Below are 17,960 nucleotides of genomic sequence, written 5' to 3' on the forward strand. Positions count from 1 at the left end.
GTGTAAACCAGTGCGTTAATCTGTTTAAATAATTTACGCATATAGATAAACATGTTTTTAATATTTTTGGCAAGCACTTTTTTTTGCAATTAAAGAATATGCTATAACGGTCGATAATAAGTGGATGGGTAGGAGGTACAAATGGATATCATGATCCCCTTTTTAGGACGCATCACGCGTTTACAACTTGAGAGTAAAGGTGCATTCCACATTGCGGGTGTAAAAGATGCGAACGTGCAGAGAATTGAACTCGAAAAGCGGCAAAGACGCGAAATTGAACGGCGTAAAAAAGCAGCCGAAAGTGCTAATAAAAGTGCTGATAAAAAGGATAAAGATATTATCGAAGAAGATGAAGACGGCAATAAGCACCTCGATACATGGGCTTAATGCTTAAGAAAATAAAATTATTTTTATCTCGTTTTCTAGCACTTTGTGCTAGGTTTATAGAGTAAAATTAATTTTCAGATTCAAGGCGATATTATGGATAAGCCAGCAGTACCATTTAGTGAAAAAGCGCGCCTTGAAGAGCTTCGTGCACTCGAAATTTTAGATACCCCAAATGATCCAGCGCTGGATAGAATAACGCGCCTTGTTCAGCAGTTCTTTTCGGTCCCTATTTGTTTAATCAGTCTTGTTGATGAACACCGGCAGTGGTTCAAGTCATGCATTGGGGTCAGCGTAAAACAAACACCGCGTGATATCTCTTTTTGTGCCCATGCGATTTTAGATAATGGTCCATTGGTAGTCTGTGATGCATTGCTAGACCCTAGGTTTGCTGATAATCCCTTGGTGACAGGTGAGCCCAATATCCGTTTTTATGCTGGTAGCCCTATTACATTGCAGTCAGGCAATCGTATTGGCACTTTATGCATAATTGACCATCAGCCTCGGTCGTTCACCCAAGAACAAGCGAATGTGTTAAAAGACTTTACCGCCATTATTGAACGAGAGCTCGCAGTGATGCAATTGGCAACAACTGATGAGTTAACATTATTGCCTAATCGACGAAGTTTCAGCAGTACGGCTGAGCGTTATTTAGATTTATGTATCAGACAAAATTTAAAAGCGAAGTTGGTCTTTATTGATCTCGATAATTTTAAACCGATTAACGATACGTTTGGTCATGCTACTGGCGATGAGGTATTGAAAGGCTTCGCCAATGTTCTAGCATCGTGTTGCAGAAAAGCAGATTTGTTTGCCCGATTGAGTGGCGATGAATTTGTTATTTTGTTTACTGATTTGAGTACCCAAGAATGCGAAGTCATTATGCAGCGATTAGCTGAATCATTTAGTGAATTGTCAGGCCAATTTAAGCATAAATTTAACCTTAGTTTTTCGCATGGGATTGCCAATTTTTCAAGGCAAAAACCATGCTCACTGTCACACCTATTGGCGCTAGCAGATAGCCGAATGTACAAAACAAAAGTGATAAAAAAGAACCTATTAATACCAACCTAGTCAAATGTTTAACTTTTATTAGGTTCAACAATTAACTCAATTGGTATAACGCACATGCAGCGATACTATTTCCCAGTTACGTGTTTGGCAGATTGAATACTGCTTTGAATAAGTGGTGAAATAGTTAAGCCTTGCACAATAATAGAAAAAATGACGACGACGTAAGTCACAATGACAATTAAATCATGAAGGTCTGAGCCCGCAATCATTACTTGGTCGCGAGGTATTGCCGCAGCCATTGCCAGTGCTAACCCGCCTCTTAGGCCACCCCATGTTAGAATCTTCACAGAATGTTTGTCGTATTGCCTATACTTCTTGAAGAACATAAATGGCGTCCCCACGCTGATAAAACGCGCAAGTAATACAACAGGTACCATGAGTAAGCCAAGACCAATTTCTTGAATGGTGATAGGCATAGTGACAATTAGCATACCGATAATCAAAAATAGTAAGGCATTTAAGAAGCTGTCGGTTGCATGCCAAAAGTCTTTTACATAGCGAGTATCTTCAGGACCGGTTCGTTCAGTCGCTTTTGAGCGGGTAATATTACCCAACAAAATACCACTTGTGACCATTGCCAGAGCACCTGATATTTCCCAAATGTTAGCAGCTGCAAAGCCCGCAGTAGGAATGGTGAGTGTTAGTAATAAGCGAATATTAACATCGCGGCTATTAATGATTAAAAAGTGCCCGACTAATGCGATTACTAAACCAAACACAATGCCGCCGATTGCATCGACTAAAAATAACTCTGCTACGTCAGTAAACGTTGCCTCTGTACCATAAAAAGCCACCGAGAAAATAGTGGTAAAGATCACCAAACCAATACCATCATTAAACAAAGACTCACCTTCCACTTGCACAGAAATACCCTCTGGGGCTCGCATTTGTTTAATAATGGCTAACACGGCAATAGGGTCAGTAGGGCTAATTAATGCTCCAAATAACAAACAGTAAATGAAAGGGACAGGCCAGCCCACAAAAGCAAATAAATAATAGCTCAAGTACCCTACAATCACGGTTGAAGTAATGGTTGAAAATAGCACTAATGCGGTTATTTCCCACCGCTGTTTACGCAGCGCTGCTAAATTAATTTCAAGCGCACCTGCAAACAGCAAAAACCCTAGCATGCCCTTTAACAATAACTGATTAAAGTTAATACTTGAAACCACCTGAGTCATTTCGAGGGCTGTGGAATCACCGAGCATTTTAACGGCGAGAATAAGGAGTAAAGAAATAACAACAGAGCCTGTTGTTATAGCAATTGTTGTTTGCATTTTGAGGATGAACTGGTTAGCAAAAGCAATAAAAATAGCTAATGCTGAAAGAAAACAAATGAGGTACCAAGCATTCATTGTTTGACCTTAAATATTTTATAAACAAGACACAGAAAGCAGTCACTTTCTGGGCGCATATGGTACGCCTGTATCATACGTATGTCACAGTGTTTATGCGATTTTCATTAAATTTTAGAGTAAAAATTCAAGGTGCTGATTGCATTTGTATAATTGCTGTTAAAATTGTCTCAAAAGAGACAAATCCAACCTGTTGGAAAGTGCAATTATCATAAATTTAGCTAGGTCAATGTGAGTCTTTAAACGACGCAGACTCTTGTGTCGTGTTTATAGCACGAATAGGGTAAGGAATCACAATACCTTCTTGGGCGTAGCGTTTATGTAATGCTTTGATAAAAGCCGATTTCACCCAAAAACGATTAAAGTACTCTTTCACTCTTAGCATCACAGTAAAATTAATACTTGATTGATCAAAGGTGTGAAACACGACAAACGTGTCGTAGTCATCAATTCCCCATTCATGGCTTTTTAGAACTTGTCTTGCTACATCAAGTGTTATTTGCTCGACCTTTTCAAGATCGGAACCATAATGTACCCCCACTTCCACTGGCACACTGAGCTCTTTTTCAGGGTAAAAATAATTGATGATTCGCGATTTAGACAACTGACTATTGGGGATCACTATCATGTTATTGGGCAACATTTTCACCCACGTTGATCGCCAGCCTATTTTTTCAACAAACCCTTGGTCACCACTCTCAAGCTCGATAAAGTCGCCGACTCTAATAGGTTTATCGATAACCAGTTGAACCCCAGAGAAAAAATTTTCTAATGTCGGCTGTAAGGCAAGAGCAACGGCGAGGGAAGTGATCCCTAGCGACGCGATAATAGGCGTGATTGAAATACCTAATGTGCCTAATAAAACCAGTAGTCCAACACTGACAATGGCACAGCGGATCACTCCTTTAATAATGCTGCGGCTGTTAGACACCACTAACGAGCGCGAACTGTAATAGTCAACGGTACCGAATAAGAAGTCATCTAAAAATAGCACTAAAGCAAAAATTAATATTGATTTCGCAGTCGCTGCGATAGGAAGCGGGTAGTCAGTTAGAAAATCAGTCATGTTTAATAAATGACCAAAAATGATCACAAGCACCATCATTGTGCATAAAGTAAGTGGCGTGGAAATTGAGTCGACGAGCAAAGAGTCAAACACAAAGTCTGTGCGCTGGGTCCACGTTTTTAAACAGTAAATAATTATAAACTTTATTAAAAACAAGATAATAGCAGCTATAAATGTGCCACCAATTACGAGTAGCCATGGCTCGTTTACCCACACATTTTGTGCCAATTCAGAAAACATCTTCAATCCTTACGCCTGAAGTTCTTGCTGTCACCTGCAATATATGTACCTAGCTATTGAGGAGGAAAAACCTGCTGATATGGTTTTTATCAACAGAGCATACGAGTAATCAGTTGGTGAAAAAATAAAAGGTACAAATGTATAATTAATGTTATAAAAATGTATGAAATAATTTACAGTATACCGTTAATTGTTAACATTTCAGTTACCTTCAAATTTCCAATACATTGTAATATATGAACTTTATTTTTAGAGCTAACACTTTATTTGTAAATTTTTTGTTTCATTTTCATTTTTGCGTTTACCCATCTAGGCTGGTCACTAATCGGGAACATGTGCAGTCCGGTTACTAAAAAAACATTAAATACATAACAATCTAACGGAGCGTAAACGTGAATTTATCTAAAATCACACTAGCAACTCTTGCTGCTTTTGCTTTGACTCAAGCAACAAGTGCAGTAGCTGCGAATAAGCAATACTTAAATCAACAAATGGGGATTAACCAAGCTTTGCAAACTAATGCTGCATCGGTATTGATGGCAAGCCCTAATCAGTTAGTTGGTCTGGGTGCAGGGAATGATTTAGTTGTATTAAAAGAAATCAAAACAAATAACGGCCATACAACCCGCCGTTATCAGCAAATGTATCAAGGTCTACCTGTCATCGGCGACACGGTTAGCCTTACATTTGATAGTAATGGCCAGTTAAAACGCGCACATGGTGCGGCGGTGTATGATATTGCAGCAGACATTAGTTCAGTATCTCCTGTACTTAGCAAGAAAAAAGCCGTTGCTAAAGGGCTTGCAAATTCACCGGCAGCAATTAAATCGGTTGGCTTAAAAAAGCATAATGAACTGTCTCGTTTAGCTATTTGGTTAGATGAAAATAGTGTGGCACATCTGGTGTATGAAGTGTCTTATGTCACGTATGGCGATAACCCATCTCGTCCGTACCAAATTATTGATGCAAACAGCGGTGAAGTTTTATTTAGCTTTGATAACCTTCAACATGCCAGTGCAACAGGCCCAGGCGGAAATTTAAAAACGGGTAAGTATATTTATGGCACTGACTTTGACAGTCTAGATGTGGCTCAGTCGGGCAGCACTTGTACGATGGATAATGCCAATGTAAAAACCATTAATCTTAATGGTAGTACCAGTGGCTCAACGGCATATTCGTTTACTTGTCCAGAAAATACATTTAAAGAAATCAATGGTGCGTATTCGCCATTAAACGACGCTCATTACTTTGGCAATGTTATTTTTAATATGTATAACGATTGGGTCGGCACAGCCCCCTTAACCTTCCAATTAAAAATGCGTGTTCACTACGGAAATAACTACGAAAACGCGTTTTGGGATGGAAGTGCTATGACCTTTGGCGATGGTCAAAACACGTTTTATCCTTTAGTCAGTCTTGATGTTTCAGCGCATGAAGTAAGTCATGGCTTTACCGAGCAAAACTCTGGTCTGGTGTATTCTGGTAAATCAGGTGGTTTGAATGAAGCTTTCTCTGATATGGCAGGTGAAGCCGCCGAATTTTATATGAAAGGCTCAAACGACTGGTTAGTTGGTCAAGAGATCTTTAAAGGCAATGGTGCGTTGCGCTATATGAATAATCCAACGCAAGATGGCAGCTCGATTGATCATCAGAATGACTATTACTCGGGTATGGATGTTCACTACAGCTCAGGTGTATTCAATAAGGCATTCTACAACCTTGCAACAACACCAGGTTGGGATACGCAAAAAGCCTTTGTGGTTATGGCTCGTGCGAACCAACTTTATTGGACTGCTAGCACAAACTGGGATCTTGCGGGTAACGGTGTTATGGATGCTGCCTGTGACTTAAGCTATGAACCCGCTGATGTTCAAGCTGCACTTGCGGCTGTGGGTGTAACGTCAAACCTCAGTGCAGGTAGCAGCTGTGGTGGCACAACAGAACCACCTACAGGCGATGAAGAACTAACAAATGGGGTTGCTCGCACAGGCATAAGTGGTGCAGCAAAAGAGCAGCTGTTCTTTACCCTTGAAGTGCCTGACTATGCAACTAACTTGCAGTTTAATACTACAGGTGGCAGCGGCGATGCCGATCTGTATGTGATGTATGGTTCAAAACCAACACTTAGCAACTTCGATTGCAAAAGTACGTCATCTACGAGTACGGAAAGCTGTGCAATCAGTAATGTGCAAGCGGGTACTTACTTTGTGATGGTGGAAGCATGGAATCAAATTTCAGGTGTATCACTAACAGGAAGTTTTGATACGAACACCGGGGGAGGTGCCACACCAATTAACCGTACTGAATCTAACGTGAGTGTTGCCTCAGGTGGGTGGACTCGTTTCACGCAAGACCTCGATGCGGGATACTCATCGCTTGATGTGACTATTTCGGGTGGATCAGGTGATGCGGATTTGTATGTTAACTTTGGTTCTCAATCTACTACGTCAAGCTATGATTGCCGCCCTTATAAAAACGGTAATAGCGAAACGTGTACATTCTCAAATCCACAAGCGGGTACATGGTATATCGACCTTCGCGGCTACCGTGCTGCAAGCGGTGTAACACTGACCATTTCGGCTAACTAGCCTATTCTTCGGGAGCTTCGGCTCCCTTTTTTCTCACAGATAAAAAGGATTGATTATGACAACCCTCCTTACGCGGTGCTTAATAGGCATTGCCACACTCTCCGTTAGCCAACTAAGTCATGCCGGGTCAAACGAAACTATTTGGGTGACTATTGATGCGCTTGCAGCAGAGCACTTTAAAAAAGAGACAATGAGTCAACGTAAGCAAGATAACAATTTTGCCATGCAATCATCAACGCTAAACCAAGTAAATTTTATGCGCTTGAATAAGCAAGAGATCGCTGGGTTAAGTGAGTTCATGCATGATAATTACCATCGATGTGGTGGTTTTGTTGCTCATGATTCATTAGCAGACGCCGAGCTTTACACTCAACAGTTAAAGGGTGTTTCGCAGTTAGCTGCGAGCTCAAGTTTAGTTAATTATAGTCTTGATAATGCCGCTACAGTCAACGCGCTACTTTCATCTATTAACAGCAGTGAGCTCACTGATACCGTTAACAGCATGATGAACTTTCATAATCGATATTACTCGGCACAAAGTGGTGTTGATGCTGCCCAGTGGTTAAAAGGGCATTGGCAACAAATAGCCAGTAGTCGTAGCGATATCAGTGTTGATTATTTTAGCCATAGTTTTTCACAATCGTCGGTGATTGTAACGATACCCGGTGCAGAAAAATCGAACGAAATAGTGATCATCGGTGGCCATTTAGATTCAATTAATCAGTCAAACCCAAGTAATGGTAGGGCTCCTGGCGCAGATGATAATGCATCGGGTATTGCCGTGCTCACCCAAGCGCTTAAAGCGATAGTCCAGAATAATTATCAGCCACAACGAACCATTCAAATTATGGGCTTTGCTGCTGAAGAAGTTGGGCTTAGAGGCTCAAAAGAAATAGCTGCCAATTACAAAGCACAAGGGAAAAATGTGGTAGGCATGGTGCAATTTGACATGACCGGTAATCATGGCAGTAGCACCGACATTGTTATGATGACAGACTATACAAACGCAGCACAAAACCAGTACTTATCACAGCTTTTAGATGCGTATCAACCAAACGTTAGTTACGGGTTTGATCAATGTGGTTATGGTTGTTCAGATCATGCGTCGTGGTATCAACAAGGTTTTGCTGCTTCAATGCCTTTTGAATCGCGTATGAGTGATATTAACCCGTTGATTCATACCTCCAACGATTTACAGTTTGACCCACAACATGCCAGTAAATTTGCAAAACTTGCCGTGAGTTATTTGGCTGAGATAGCTAAAAATGCCGGAGATGTTGTTCAAGAGCCAAGTAATGAACTTGAAAATGGCATTGCCACAACGAACATTGCAGGGGCAGCCAAAGAACAGTTATTTTTTACCCTTGAAGTACCCTCAATGAGCAGTAATCTTGAGTTTGTTACTCAAGGTGGCACGGGGGATGCCGACTTATATATAAAATTTGGCAGCAAACCAACATTGCAAGATTTTGACTGTAAGAGTACAACATCATCAAGTAACGAGCGTTGTGTAATAGCGACCATTAAAGCAGGCACTTATCATGTGATGGTTGAAGCTTGGAATGAAATTTCAGGTGTCTCCCTAACGGGTCGTTTCAACGAGACGGGGAGTGTCGGTAGTATCGACCGTACAGAAAGTAATATTAGTGTCGGTGCTGGAAGTTGGCAACGCTTTACACAGCAAATACCGGCGGGTTTGAGTCGTTTAACCGTGACAACTTCAGGTGGCAGCGGTGATGCCGACTTGTATGTGAATTATGGCTCAGCTTCCACAGCTTCAAATTATCAGTGTCGCCCCTATAAAAATGGCAACGAAGAAACATGCCAAATTGATAACCCGCAAAGTGGTACTTGGTACATAGATATACAGGGATACCGTGCTGCGTCGGGAATAACGTTAACGATTCAAGCACAGTAATCGTCCTTTTTGCTAATGAGGAAGCCCGCCTTCCTCATTTAGTCTTGCCCTTGGCAAGTCAGTTACGTAAAATCTGGCCATCACTTTTAATCTATTGGCGAAGTTTATCAAACAACTTTTCAGTGCCACTGGCCCTCTTGCGCTTTCTCTTGATGGATACACACCTCGACAGCCACAAATTGATATGGCTGTTGCGGTTGATGATGCCTTGCAAAAACGTCATCAATTAGTGGTTGAGGCAGGAACGGGGACGGGTAAAACTTATGCTTACTTGGCTCCTGCATTAAAATCAAAAGGTAAGACAATTATTTCTACTGGGTCAAAAGCCCTGCAAGAGCAGTTGTTTCATCGTGATTTGCCAAACTTAGTAAAAGCATTAAGCGCGACAAAAAAAGTGGCCTTGTTAAAAGGCCGTGCAAACTATTTATGTACATATCGGTTAAGTCAGCATGTAGCGCACGTGCCAACAGATGACCCGGATGTCATGCATCAATTAGCAATGGTCGCAAAATTTGCCAGCGAAACACGTTCTGGCGATTTAGCCGATTGTATTGGTATTGAAGAAGATGCAAAAGTGCTGCCCTATGTCAGTTCAACGGCCGATAATTGCTTAGGGAAAGAGTGCCCTGACTTTCAAGATTGTTATATACGTAAAGCACGATTAAATGCGATGGAAGCGGATGTTGTGGTGATTAATCACCACTTATTCTTCGCTGATATGGCGGTAAAAGACACCGGTTTTGCTGAATTAATGCCAACAGCCGATGCCTATATTTTTGATGAAGCACACCAATTAAGTGAGATTGCCAGTGATTACTTTGGTGAAAGTGTCAGTACAAAAAAGCTGGTGGATTTAATTAATGATCTGCGGGCAATTTACCGTGCCGATATCCCCGATATGTTGCAGCTGGGTAAAACGCTCAATAAACTAGAAACCAGTGTGGCTGACTTACGCTTGCAGTTTGGTATTGATGGCAGTCGCGGAGATTGGCGAGAAAAGCTGGCCGATAAAGATATCTGCGCGGCACTGCATCGGGTGATAAGCGATCTCGACTTTTTATATCAAGTACTAAAACTATGCTTAGACCGCAGTGAAAAAATAGAGCACCCCTTTGAACGCACGTTGGCCTTTAAAGGGCAGCTTGAACGCGTATTCGATACAGCACAAACAGGTTATAGCTATTGGTACGAAACCACGCGTCGCTATTTAACGGTGAACATTACGCCGCTGAACGTGTCGGCAAAATTTGCACAGATGATGAAAGACACTGGGGCTGGATTTGTTTTTACCTCAGCCACGTTGTCGGTAGATAATGATCTTGGCCACTTTAACGCCAGCCTTGGTTTAAAACCCGCGCAAAGCATGATTGTTGAAAGCCCATTTGACTATGAACAACAGGCCTTGCTGTGTTTACCTCGCTATTTACCTGAGTCGCACGCTAACAACATGCCACATGCCATTATTAAGTTAACGCTTGAGCTTATTAAATCAGCCAAAGGGCGTTGCTTTGTACTGTTTACAAGTTACCGTATGATGCATTTGGTGGCGGAAGGGTTAACCACACAATTAGATTACCCGGTGTACATGCAAGGGCAAATGTCAAAACGCATTATTCTTGAAAAATTCACTCGCCACGGTAATGCTGTTTTACTTGGCACTGCCTCTTTTTGGGAAGGGGTGGATGTTAGAGGCAGTACATTAAGTTGTGTTATTATTGATAAATTGCCGTTTGCTGCACCAGACGACCCCCTGCTTCAAGCGCGCATGCAAGATTGCCAACTGCAAGGTAAAGACCCTTTTGCGCATATTCAATTACCTCAAGCGGTAATTGCCCTGAAGCAAGGAGTAGGGCGCCTTATTCGTGATAACAAAGATAAAGGTGTATTGGTTATTTGTGATAATCGATTAGTGACACGCCAATACGGCCAAGTATTTTTAAAAAGTTTGCCACCCATGCGACGTACGCGTGATTTAGCAATGGCAAACGCCTTTTTAGAACAGATCAATTAGAGTAATGTAGATGATTAAACAAAATATTCTTGCCCTCGATGCATCAACAGAAGCCTTATCAATTGTGCTTCATTATCAAGGGCAAACATTTCATCATTTTGAAGAGTGCCCGCAACAGCACAGTCAAAAAATCTTGCCTTTAATTGATGAATTATTAACCAAAGCGCAATGTAAATTAACGCAGTTAGACGTGATTGGTTTTGGTCAAGGCCCCGGCAGTTTTACGGGGGTACGTATTAGCGTAGCCATCGCACAAGGTTTGGCCTATGCGGCCAAATTACCGCTTGTGGGTGTATCAACGCTGCAAATGATGGCTCAGCAAGCACATGAACAACATCATGTTTCAGATGTGTTCTCAGCAATTGATGCACGTATGGGGGAAATATACTTTGCTCAATATCAAGCAAATGAGCACGGTTTAATGACACTTGTGAATGAAGAACAAGTGATTAAACCAGAACTACTTACCCTGCCAGATAACTCCGCAACGGCGGTAGGTACAGGCTGGAAAACGTACCCAGAACTTGTCAGTGAAATGGCAAATATAAGCGTAAGTCCAGATATTTTATTGCCTGATGCTCAGTACATGTTGGCATCGGTTGCCAGTGCCTTTGAAAAAGGTGATACGGTAAGTGCTGCAAATGCTCAACCTAAATATGTGCGAGATACCGTAACGTGGAAAAAGCTTCCCGGGCGTGAATAACGAGAACATGTTGACCTTTCATAATTAAAATGTGTTCAGGCTAGAAGGGATTTAATCGCGGTGCGAGGTTTGTTACCTAGTGCGCTGAGTAATAACCGAGCTAAGTAATAATTGATCTGAGTAATAATCGAGCAAAGCTGCCGCGTGCTGCACATACTCTCACCTATATTATGTAGGCAACCAAGAGTTAATCGCCCCTAGGAAGAACCCGAAGGGCAGCGCATGTTTGGTATGTGTGCTGCGTTATAGCCTATTTATGGGTAATAACCACACCCTAAACTTGCAGCGTTGGCATTTATGACACATAATTTAAGCATCTTTAAATTGGGATTAAGACCTTGACGTTACCGATTGGCTCAGGCTTTTTCACTGGCGATATACCGGGTCAGTATAGCCGTAAAAATACCGTAACTGATGCGCCTAAGGCGATATCAGACCAATCGGCTGAGCAAAAATCGTCAACGGAATACGTTAAAACGAGCCCTCAAGGTGTTGCGCTCGCAGCCGAATTTAAAACAGAGTCACAAAACTATCAGCAAACCATTTACGATAAGCCAAATAACCCGAAAATTAGCCGTGCTATTTCGACGTATACCGAGTTTGCTAATTTAGAGCGACGTGCTGAGGTGCAAAGCCTGATAGGTGTAGATGTGTACGCTTAATGTGAAAACGATAAACATAAAAAAAGCCTAAACACTTGTTTAGGCTTTTTTCGTTTAAAACGATTACTGTTTAATAAAATCAATCAACTTATCAGCAATGTCTGTGTTGTTTTGCGAACCGTAAAAGTCTTTTGCGCGCTGACCGTAAGCAAAAACTTGTACGTCAATAGCTGTATGACCACCCGTTGTCCAGCCAGTAAAACTAGCGTGGTTAATGATATCTTTTACAGCAAGGAGTAACGCTTTATCACCCATTTTTTTAGCTTGCTCAAGTTTGATACTATTTTCTTCGGTAAATTCAATATTAGTATAACGTTGCCATACTGACTTTAAGTCGTCAGTTTTTTGTAACTCATCAGTAATGGTACCCGCCGTCGCTTTAACACCTTTAACGACTTCTGTTTCCCATTTATATTGACCGTGAGCACCCAGAGTTAAACCACCTGTTGAGTGATCAGCTGTGATGACAAGTAACGTGTCTGGGTTTTTATCAACATACGCTTTTGCCTGTTCGATAGACTTTGCAAAGTCGTCCATTTCACCCATTGCACACGCGATATCGTTCGCATGACCACACCAATCAATTTGACTGCCTTCGATCATGACAAAGAACCCTTTATCATTTTGACCATCAAGTAAATCAAGCGCTTTCGACGTCATTTGTGTTAAACGTGTTGGGTTTTCGTCCAGCGCAAACGGTAAACCGACTTCGGCAAATAAACCCAGAGCAGGTATTTGCTTTATCTCATTAAGGGCTGCAAAGTCATCACTGTACTGATAACCAGCCGATTTAAACTCTTCTACAAGATTGCGATCATCACGTACATAGTATTTCGTACCGCCACCTAACATAAGATCGACGGGTAATTTACCGGCGATTTTATTATCAATATAGTCGTTAGCAATTTCGTCATAGTTACGACGAGATTCATTGTGCGCTGCAAAACTCGCAGGTGTTGCATGATTAATTTGTGACGTTGCCACAAGAGCCGTTGTCATGCCACGCTCTTTAGCTATTTCGAGCATTGTTTTGACTGGCTTTTTGTCAGTATCAACGGCGATAGCGCCATTATAACTTTTTCGTCCACTGCTTAACGCTGTTGCGCCCGCAGCACTGTCTGTTACATAAGTATGGTCATCAGGGTAAGTGTGCGCCATACCACGTAAAATAGTATCGAATACAGTTGGGTCTACAACTTTGGTGTTTGGATCATCTTTAAAGTAACGATAAGCGGTGGTATATGCAGGGCCCATTCCATCACCAATCATATAAATGATATTTTTTGGTGCAGATTCAGCCATAACTGAACTTGCTGAGCATAATAATGCTAAAAGACTTAATTTAAATTTCATTGATGTAACCTTATTATTGTGCCCTTATTTATACTGCCGAGATTATTGTATACTAGCCAGACGATAAATAAACGCCTTTAAGTTGAAACGTTTAAAAAATAGGAGCAAGTGTGCAGCCTTTTTCTTATCAAACTGGCGATAAAACCTTGCATGGCCTAACCTTTGGTCATGGTGAAGAGGTTGTGATTGCTTTACACGGATGGCTAGATAACGCAAATAGTTACCTACCTATGCTACATAATGCGACCTTAAACCACACATGGTATTGCGTTGATTTTCCGGGGCACGGCTTATCAGATTGGCGTAATAAAGATGCACATTACTACTTTATAGATTACATTGATGATATCTATATGTTACTTGCGACACTCAATGTGGATCGTGTTCACTTAGTTGGTCATTCGATGGGAGCGATGGTTGCAGGCGTTTTCGCAAGTTGCTTTCCAGAAAAAGTGGCCTCGGTCAATTTTATAGAAGGGATAGGCTGTGTGACTACACCCAGTTCAGATACAGCGAGTCAACTTCGAAAAGCCATTTTGAACCGGGCACGTGTAAACAGTAAACAGCCACGCGCATTTGAGTCAAAGGCGCACATCATTAGTGCAAGACTCGCCAGTGGCGATTTAGCGTACCCGCACGCTGCGCTCCTCATGGAGCGTAATTGTTATGAAAAGGGTGGTAAGTGGTACTTGAGAACCGATCCTAAGCTTAAAAATCATTCAGGGTTTCGTTTTAATGAGGCACAATGTGCAGCAACAATTAAACTCATTAAAGCCCCATGCCAGCTTATAATGGGCGATAAAGGATTTGAGTTCGTAAAACAAAACTTAGATGCTTATGGTAAATATTACAAGGAGTTAAAAATTCATCAGATACCAGGCGGTCACCATTGCCATATGCAAAGTCCTGCATTAACCTTAGAACACATTCATGGATTTATTAGGCACGATAAAGCAAGTTAATTGTATAATTGCACCAAATATGGGATTATCTGCACCATTAGAGTATTTACTCCATTGTGAAACGGCCTTAGTTAGATTAAGGTTATTAAAAAATATAATTATAAACAGGAGCTAAGAGTGGAAAAAATCTGGCTTAAGCGCTACCCAGAAGGTATGCCTGAAACAATCGACCCTGAGCATTATCACTCGTTACTCGACTTGTTTGAAAAAAGTTTTGCTGACTATAGTGACCTTCCAGCCTTTACTAACATGGGTAAAGTGTTGACCTACAGCGAAATCGACAGTGCAACAAAACGTGTTGCGTCGTATATTCAAAATGATCTTGGTCTAAAAAAAGGCGATAAAGTAGCGGTAATGATGCCTAACTTACTGCAAACGCCGGTAACAATTTTAGGTATTCTTCGCGCTGGTTGTGTAGTGGTTAATGTCAATCCACTTTACACGGTTCGTGAATTAGAGCATCAGTTAAATGACTCTGAGTCATCTGCAATATTTATTCTTGCTAATTTTGCTGACACCCTCGAAAAAGCATTACCGAAAACGAACGTCAAACACATTGTGGTCACACAAGTGGGCGACATGGTTGGCGGCCTCAAAAAGCATATCGTTAACTTTGTTGTTAAATATATCAAAAAAATGGTGCCAAGTTACTCACTCCCAAATGTAATCAAATTTTCTGATGCGCTTGCGGGTGATGAAGCAACCTATAAAAAGCCAGATGTCGATCTTAACGACTTAGCATTCTTACAATACACAGGTGGAACAACCGGTGTGTCAAAAGGGGCTATGTTATCGCACGGTAATATGGTTGGTAACCTTGAACAAGTATCAGGTTGCTTAGATAATGTTTTAGAGCGCGGTAAAGAAGTGGTTATTACAGCACTGCCGCTTTATCACATCTTTGCACTGACAGCTAACTGTTTAACCTTCATGAAATATGGTGGCTTAAACGTGCTGATCACAAACCCACGTGATATGCCTGGTTTCGTCAAAGAGTTAGCGCAACATAAATTTACAGCCGTGACGGGTGTAAATACGTTGTTTAATGGTTTATTGAATACTCCGGGATTTGCTGAACTTGATTTCTCAAGTTTAAAAATGTCATTAGGCGGTGGTATGGCGGTGCAACGTCCTGTTGCCGAAAAATGGCAAGCTGTCACAAAAACCAAATTGATGGAAGGCTATGGCCTAACTGAGTGTGCGCCACTTGTTACAGTGAGTCCATACGATCTAGACAGCTACAATGGCTCAATTGGTTTACCTGCGCCAAGCACTGATATTAAGCTAATGCTTGAAAACGGTGAAGAAGCAGTAAAAGGTGAACCCGGTGAACTATGGGTTAAAGGCCCACAAGTTATGCTCGGTTATTATAATCGCCCAGATGCCACAGCTGAGTGCTTAAAAGATGGCTGGTTTGCAACAGGTGATATTGCGACATACGATGATGAAGGTTTCTTCTATATTGTGGATCGTAAGAAAGACATGATCATTGTGTCGGGCTTTAATGTATTCCCAAATGAGATTGAAGAAGTGGTTGCAATGCACGAAGGTGTGCTTGAAGTCGCAGCAATCGGTATCCCGCATGAAGTAAGTGGTGAACAAGTTAAAGTTTTTGTCGTGAAAAAAGATCAATCTTTAACTGAAAAAGATATAATAAAACACTGTCGTGATAATTTAACGAACTATAAGGTGCCTAAACTGGTTGAGTTTAGGGATGAATTACCAAAAACAAACGTTGGTAAGATTCTGAGAAGAGCCTTAAAGGACGAAAAATAATAAGAGCCGGCATTAGCCGGCTTTTTTTATGGTAATTGATATTTAAAGGGGTATAAGTGCAATACCAAGTGATCGAAACGCAAAACCAATTAAATGATTTTGTAGAACAAATTACAGGCAAGTCTGTGCTTGCTATTGATACCGAATTTATGCGCCGTCGCACCTTGTACCCAGAGGTCGCACTTATTCAAGTTTTTGATGGTGAGCACTTAGCGCTAATCGATCCATTGGCAGAGTTGTCGCTTTATGATTTTTGGCAAGTGCTTAAAAACCCTGATGTTTTAAAGGTATTGCACTCTCCGTCAGAAGATATTGAGGTGTTTCAAAAGTACGCGGGTTTTGTTCCAACCCCCTTGTTTGATACCCAGTTTGCACTGCAAATTTTAGGGCATGGCAACTGCATGGGGTTCGCCCACATGGTCAAAGAATTACTTGATATCGAAATAGATAAAAGCGAATCAAGAACAAACTGGCTACAACGCCCATTAACCAAAAAACAGCTAGATTACGCAGCAGCCGATACTTTTCATTTATTACCTTGTTTCGAAATAATTAAAAAGCAAATTGTTGAAGCTGGCTTTTTTGATATCGTCATTAGTGAAAGTGAGTTGGTTGCGCAAAAACGGGCTTATCAAACGCCTTATGATCAGCTTTATAAAGATATTAAAAATGCATGGCAATTGCGTCCTCATGACTTAGCTGTATTACGAGAGCTTGCTGCATGGCGCCGTGAAAAAGCTGAGCGAAAAAACCTCGCGCTTAACTTTGTAGTGAAAGAGCACAATATGGTTGAAATTGCCAAACGTAAACCCGCAAGCTTAAACTCTTTACGCCGTGTACCGGGTATTGAGCCGATGGAAGTAAATCGTTCGGGGGTTGAAATATTACAGTGCATCGAGCGAGGAAAAGCGATTGACGTTAGTGAGCATCCGCAGCAATTAAAGCGTCTTATTGATTTTCCAGCTTATAAAAAGGCGGCGAAAGATATTAAGCAAAAGATCACTAAAGTAGCAAAAGAGCAGGGTATTCCAGAAGATGTCTTAGCGTCTAAAAAGCAAATTAACCAATTAATAAGTTGGAACTGGAAGCTCGATAACGAAGAACGAAAAACGTCATCTAAGCCTGACTTATTCAATTCTTGGCGCTATGAATATGTTAAAGATGCTCTTAAAGAATGGGATAACTAAGAGCCCACTTTTTAAACAGAGCCTGACTGTGGTTTGACTATATTTTTCACTAAATAGTCAAACCGCCTGGTGGCTGCTTCTATAAAGTGCATTAAAATTCAATGTCTTAAATAACACCCTTAAATAGTATGATTTAATAAATATAAGCATGGTGCGTTTTCACAACATGTTTTTATTAAAGCATCTTTCCTTTGCTTAAGCGGTTAGAGCAGTTTTCTGTGTTTACTTTTTTCGTGTAGCCAATTTAATAAATTGGAATTATAGCGTTTTAGTCCTTGTGTTTGCCGTGAGGTTAACGTGTAGAAGGGGGCAAAAAGAAAGAACCTATCACCAAACATAATGACACAGTGAAAACCACATTTTGAATAGTGACGGAGCAATTTGACCCGACTGGCTTCAATGTGAAAGTTGCCGAACATAGAACGATAAAATACACCGTGATGGCATATTGTTAATTCACTTTTGGAGCTAATAACTAAGACGATAATTATTGCAGATATGCAAACGGTTGTTAGCAACGTTAATTGATAAATGAGATACTTTTCAGGTAAATATTCTAAAAGAATCAACAGGGTAAATAGTATAAAAGCGAGTATTAATAACACGCTTTTCTCTGAATTTTTCTTCAGCGTTAGGACTTTCATGCTCTATCCTTGAGATGTTTTTCTTTATATTACGATC

At 41.0% G+C, this 17,960-nt stretch carries 13 protein-coding genes; 10 read left to right on the forward strand and 3 right to left on the reverse strand.

Going from position 1 to position 17,960, the window contains the following annotated elements:
• The first annotated feature begins 141 nt into the window (after nt 1–141).
• Together ACSSVW_RS01445 and ACSSVW_RS01450 are read left to right on the forward strand one after the other, a co-directional pair.
• Entirely contained in the window at nt 142–387 is a 246-nt protein-coding gene (locus ACSSVW_RS01445) for a hypothetical protein (protein WP_454178681.1), read from the forward strand.
• Between the two features lie 93 nt (nt 388–480).
• Nucleotides 481–1,458, forward strand: coding sequence for a sensor domain-containing diguanylate cyclase (locus tag ACSSVW_RS01450; protein ID WP_454178682.1), 978 nt, complete (start codon nt 481–483; stop codon nt 1,456–1,458).
• 65 nt (nt 1,459–1,523) lie between these two features.
• Here the strand turns inward: ACSSVW_RS01450 and ACSSVW_RS01455 are convergent, their stop codons facing one another.
• Together ACSSVW_RS01455 and ACSSVW_RS01460 are read right to left on the reverse strand one after the other, a co-directional pair.
• Entirely contained in the window at nt 1,524–2,813 is a 1,290-nt protein-coding gene (locus ACSSVW_RS01455; protein ID WP_118844883.1) for a cation:proton antiporter, read from the reverse strand.
• Nucleotides 2,814–3,039: 226 nt separating this feature from the next.
• The gene (locus ACSSVW_RS01460) at nt 3,040–4,119 is read right to left on the reverse strand and encodes a mechanosensitive ion channel family protein (protein WP_454178683.1); all 1,080 of its coding nucleotides are present in this window, start codon (nt 4,117–4,119) and stop codon (nt 3,040–3,042) included.
• Between the two features lie 392 nt (nt 4,120–4,511).
• Here ACSSVW_RS01460 and ACSSVW_RS01465 point away from each other — a divergent pair, with 392 nt between their 5' ends.
• The 5 genes from ACSSVW_RS01465 (at nt 4,512) to ACSSVW_RS01485 (ending at nt 12,001) form a co-directional block, all read left to right on the forward strand.
• On the forward strand, nt 4,512–6,707 hold the full coding sequence (locus tag ACSSVW_RS01465) for a M4 family metallopeptidase (RefSeq protein ID WP_454178684.1): 2,196 nt from the start codon (nt 4,512–4,514) through the stop codon (nt 6,705–6,707).
• Nucleotides 6,708–6,762: 55 nt separating this feature from the next.
• A complete protein-coding gene (locus tag ACSSVW_RS01470; protein WP_454178685.1) occupies nt 6,763–8,625 on the forward strand; it encodes a M28 family metallopeptidase in 1,863 nt (620 codons plus the stop codon).
• Nucleotides 8,626–8,719: 94 nt separating this feature from the next.
• Nucleotides 8,720–10,636: an ATP-dependent DNA helicase gene (locus ACSSVW_RS01475; RefSeq protein ID WP_036971947.1), complete on the forward strand. Its 1,917-nt coding sequence runs from the start codon at nt 8,720–8,722 to the stop codon at nt 10,634–10,636.
• A 10-nt stretch (nt 10,637–10,646) separates the two neighbouring features.
• Complete coding sequence (gene tsaB, locus ACSSVW_RS01480; protein WP_036971946.1) at nt 10,647–11,339, forward strand: tRNA (adenosine(37)-N6)-threonylcarbamoyltransferase complex dimerization subunit type 1 TsaB; 693 nt, start codon at nt 10,647–10,649, stop codon at nt 11,337–11,339.
• A gap of 338 nt (nt 11,340–11,677) precedes the next feature.
• Nucleotides 11,678–12,001, forward strand: coding sequence for a hypothetical protein (locus ACSSVW_RS01485; RefSeq protein ID WP_065979051.1), 324 nt, complete (start codon nt 11,678–11,680; stop codon nt 11,999–12,001).
• Between the two features lie 63 nt (nt 12,002–12,064).
• Here the strand turns inward: ACSSVW_RS01485 and ACSSVW_RS01490 are convergent, their stop codons facing one another.
• Complete coding sequence (locus ACSSVW_RS01490; RefSeq protein WP_036971942.1) at nt 12,065–13,354, reverse strand: alkaline phosphatase; 1,290 nt, start codon at nt 13,352–13,354, stop codon at nt 12,065–12,067.
• A 110-nt stretch (nt 13,355–13,464) separates the two neighbouring features.
• Between ACSSVW_RS01490 and ACSSVW_RS01495 the strand changes: the two genes are divergently transcribed.
• From ACSSVW_RS01495 to rnd, 3 genes are all read left to right on the forward strand, one after another.
• Complete coding sequence (locus ACSSVW_RS01495; RefSeq protein ID WP_421420361.1) at nt 13,465–14,316, forward strand: alpha/beta fold hydrolase; 852 nt, start codon at nt 13,465–13,467, stop codon at nt 14,314–14,316.
• Between the two features lie 117 nt (nt 14,317–14,433).
• Nucleotides 14,434–16,092: a long-chain-fatty-acid--CoA ligase FadD gene (gene fadD, locus ACSSVW_RS01500; protein ID WP_454178686.1), complete on the forward strand. Its 1,659-nt coding sequence runs from the start codon at nt 14,434–14,436 to the stop codon at nt 16,090–16,092.
• Nucleotides 16,093–16,148: 56 nt separating this feature from the next.
• Nucleotides 16,149–17,279, forward strand: a complete 1,131-nt coding sequence (gene rnd / locus ACSSVW_RS01505) for a ribonuclease D (protein WP_454178687.1) — start codon at nt 16,149–16,151, stop codon at nt 17,277–17,279.
• The last annotated feature ends 681 nt before the right edge of the window (nt 17,280–17,960 follow it).

The organism is Pseudoalteromonas sp. MBR-15 (assembly GCF_053628915.1).

Excerpts from the sequence above, each read along its gene's own strand:
- ACSSVW_RS01445 (WP_454178681.1), top strand. The coding sequence starts at position 142 with ATGGATATCATGATCCCCTTTTTAGGACGCATCACGCGTTTACAACTT.
- ACSSVW_RS01450 (WP_454178682.1), top strand. The coding sequence starts at position 481 with ATGGATAAGCCAGCAGTACCATTTAGTGAAAAAGCGCGCCTTGAAGAG.
- ACSSVW_RS01455 (WP_118844883.1), bottom strand. The coding sequence starts at position 2,813 with ATGAATGCTTGGTACCTCATTTGTTTTCTTTCAGCATTAGCTATTTTT.
- ACSSVW_RS01460 (WP_454178683.1), bottom strand. The coding sequence starts at position 4,119 with ATGTTTTCTGAATTGGCACAAAATGTGTGGGTAAACGAGCCATGGCTA.
- ACSSVW_RS01470 (WP_454178685.1), top strand. The coding sequence starts at position 6,763 with ATGACAACCCTCCTTACGCGGTGCTTAATAGGCATTGCCACACTCTCC.
- tsaB (WP_036971946.1), top strand. The coding sequence starts at position 10,647 with ATGATTAAACAAAATATTCTTGCCCTCGATGCATCAACAGAAGCCTTA.
- ACSSVW_RS01490 (WP_036971942.1), bottom strand. The coding sequence starts at position 13,354 with ATGAAATTTAAATTAAGTCTTTTAGCATTATTATGCTCAGCAAGTTCA.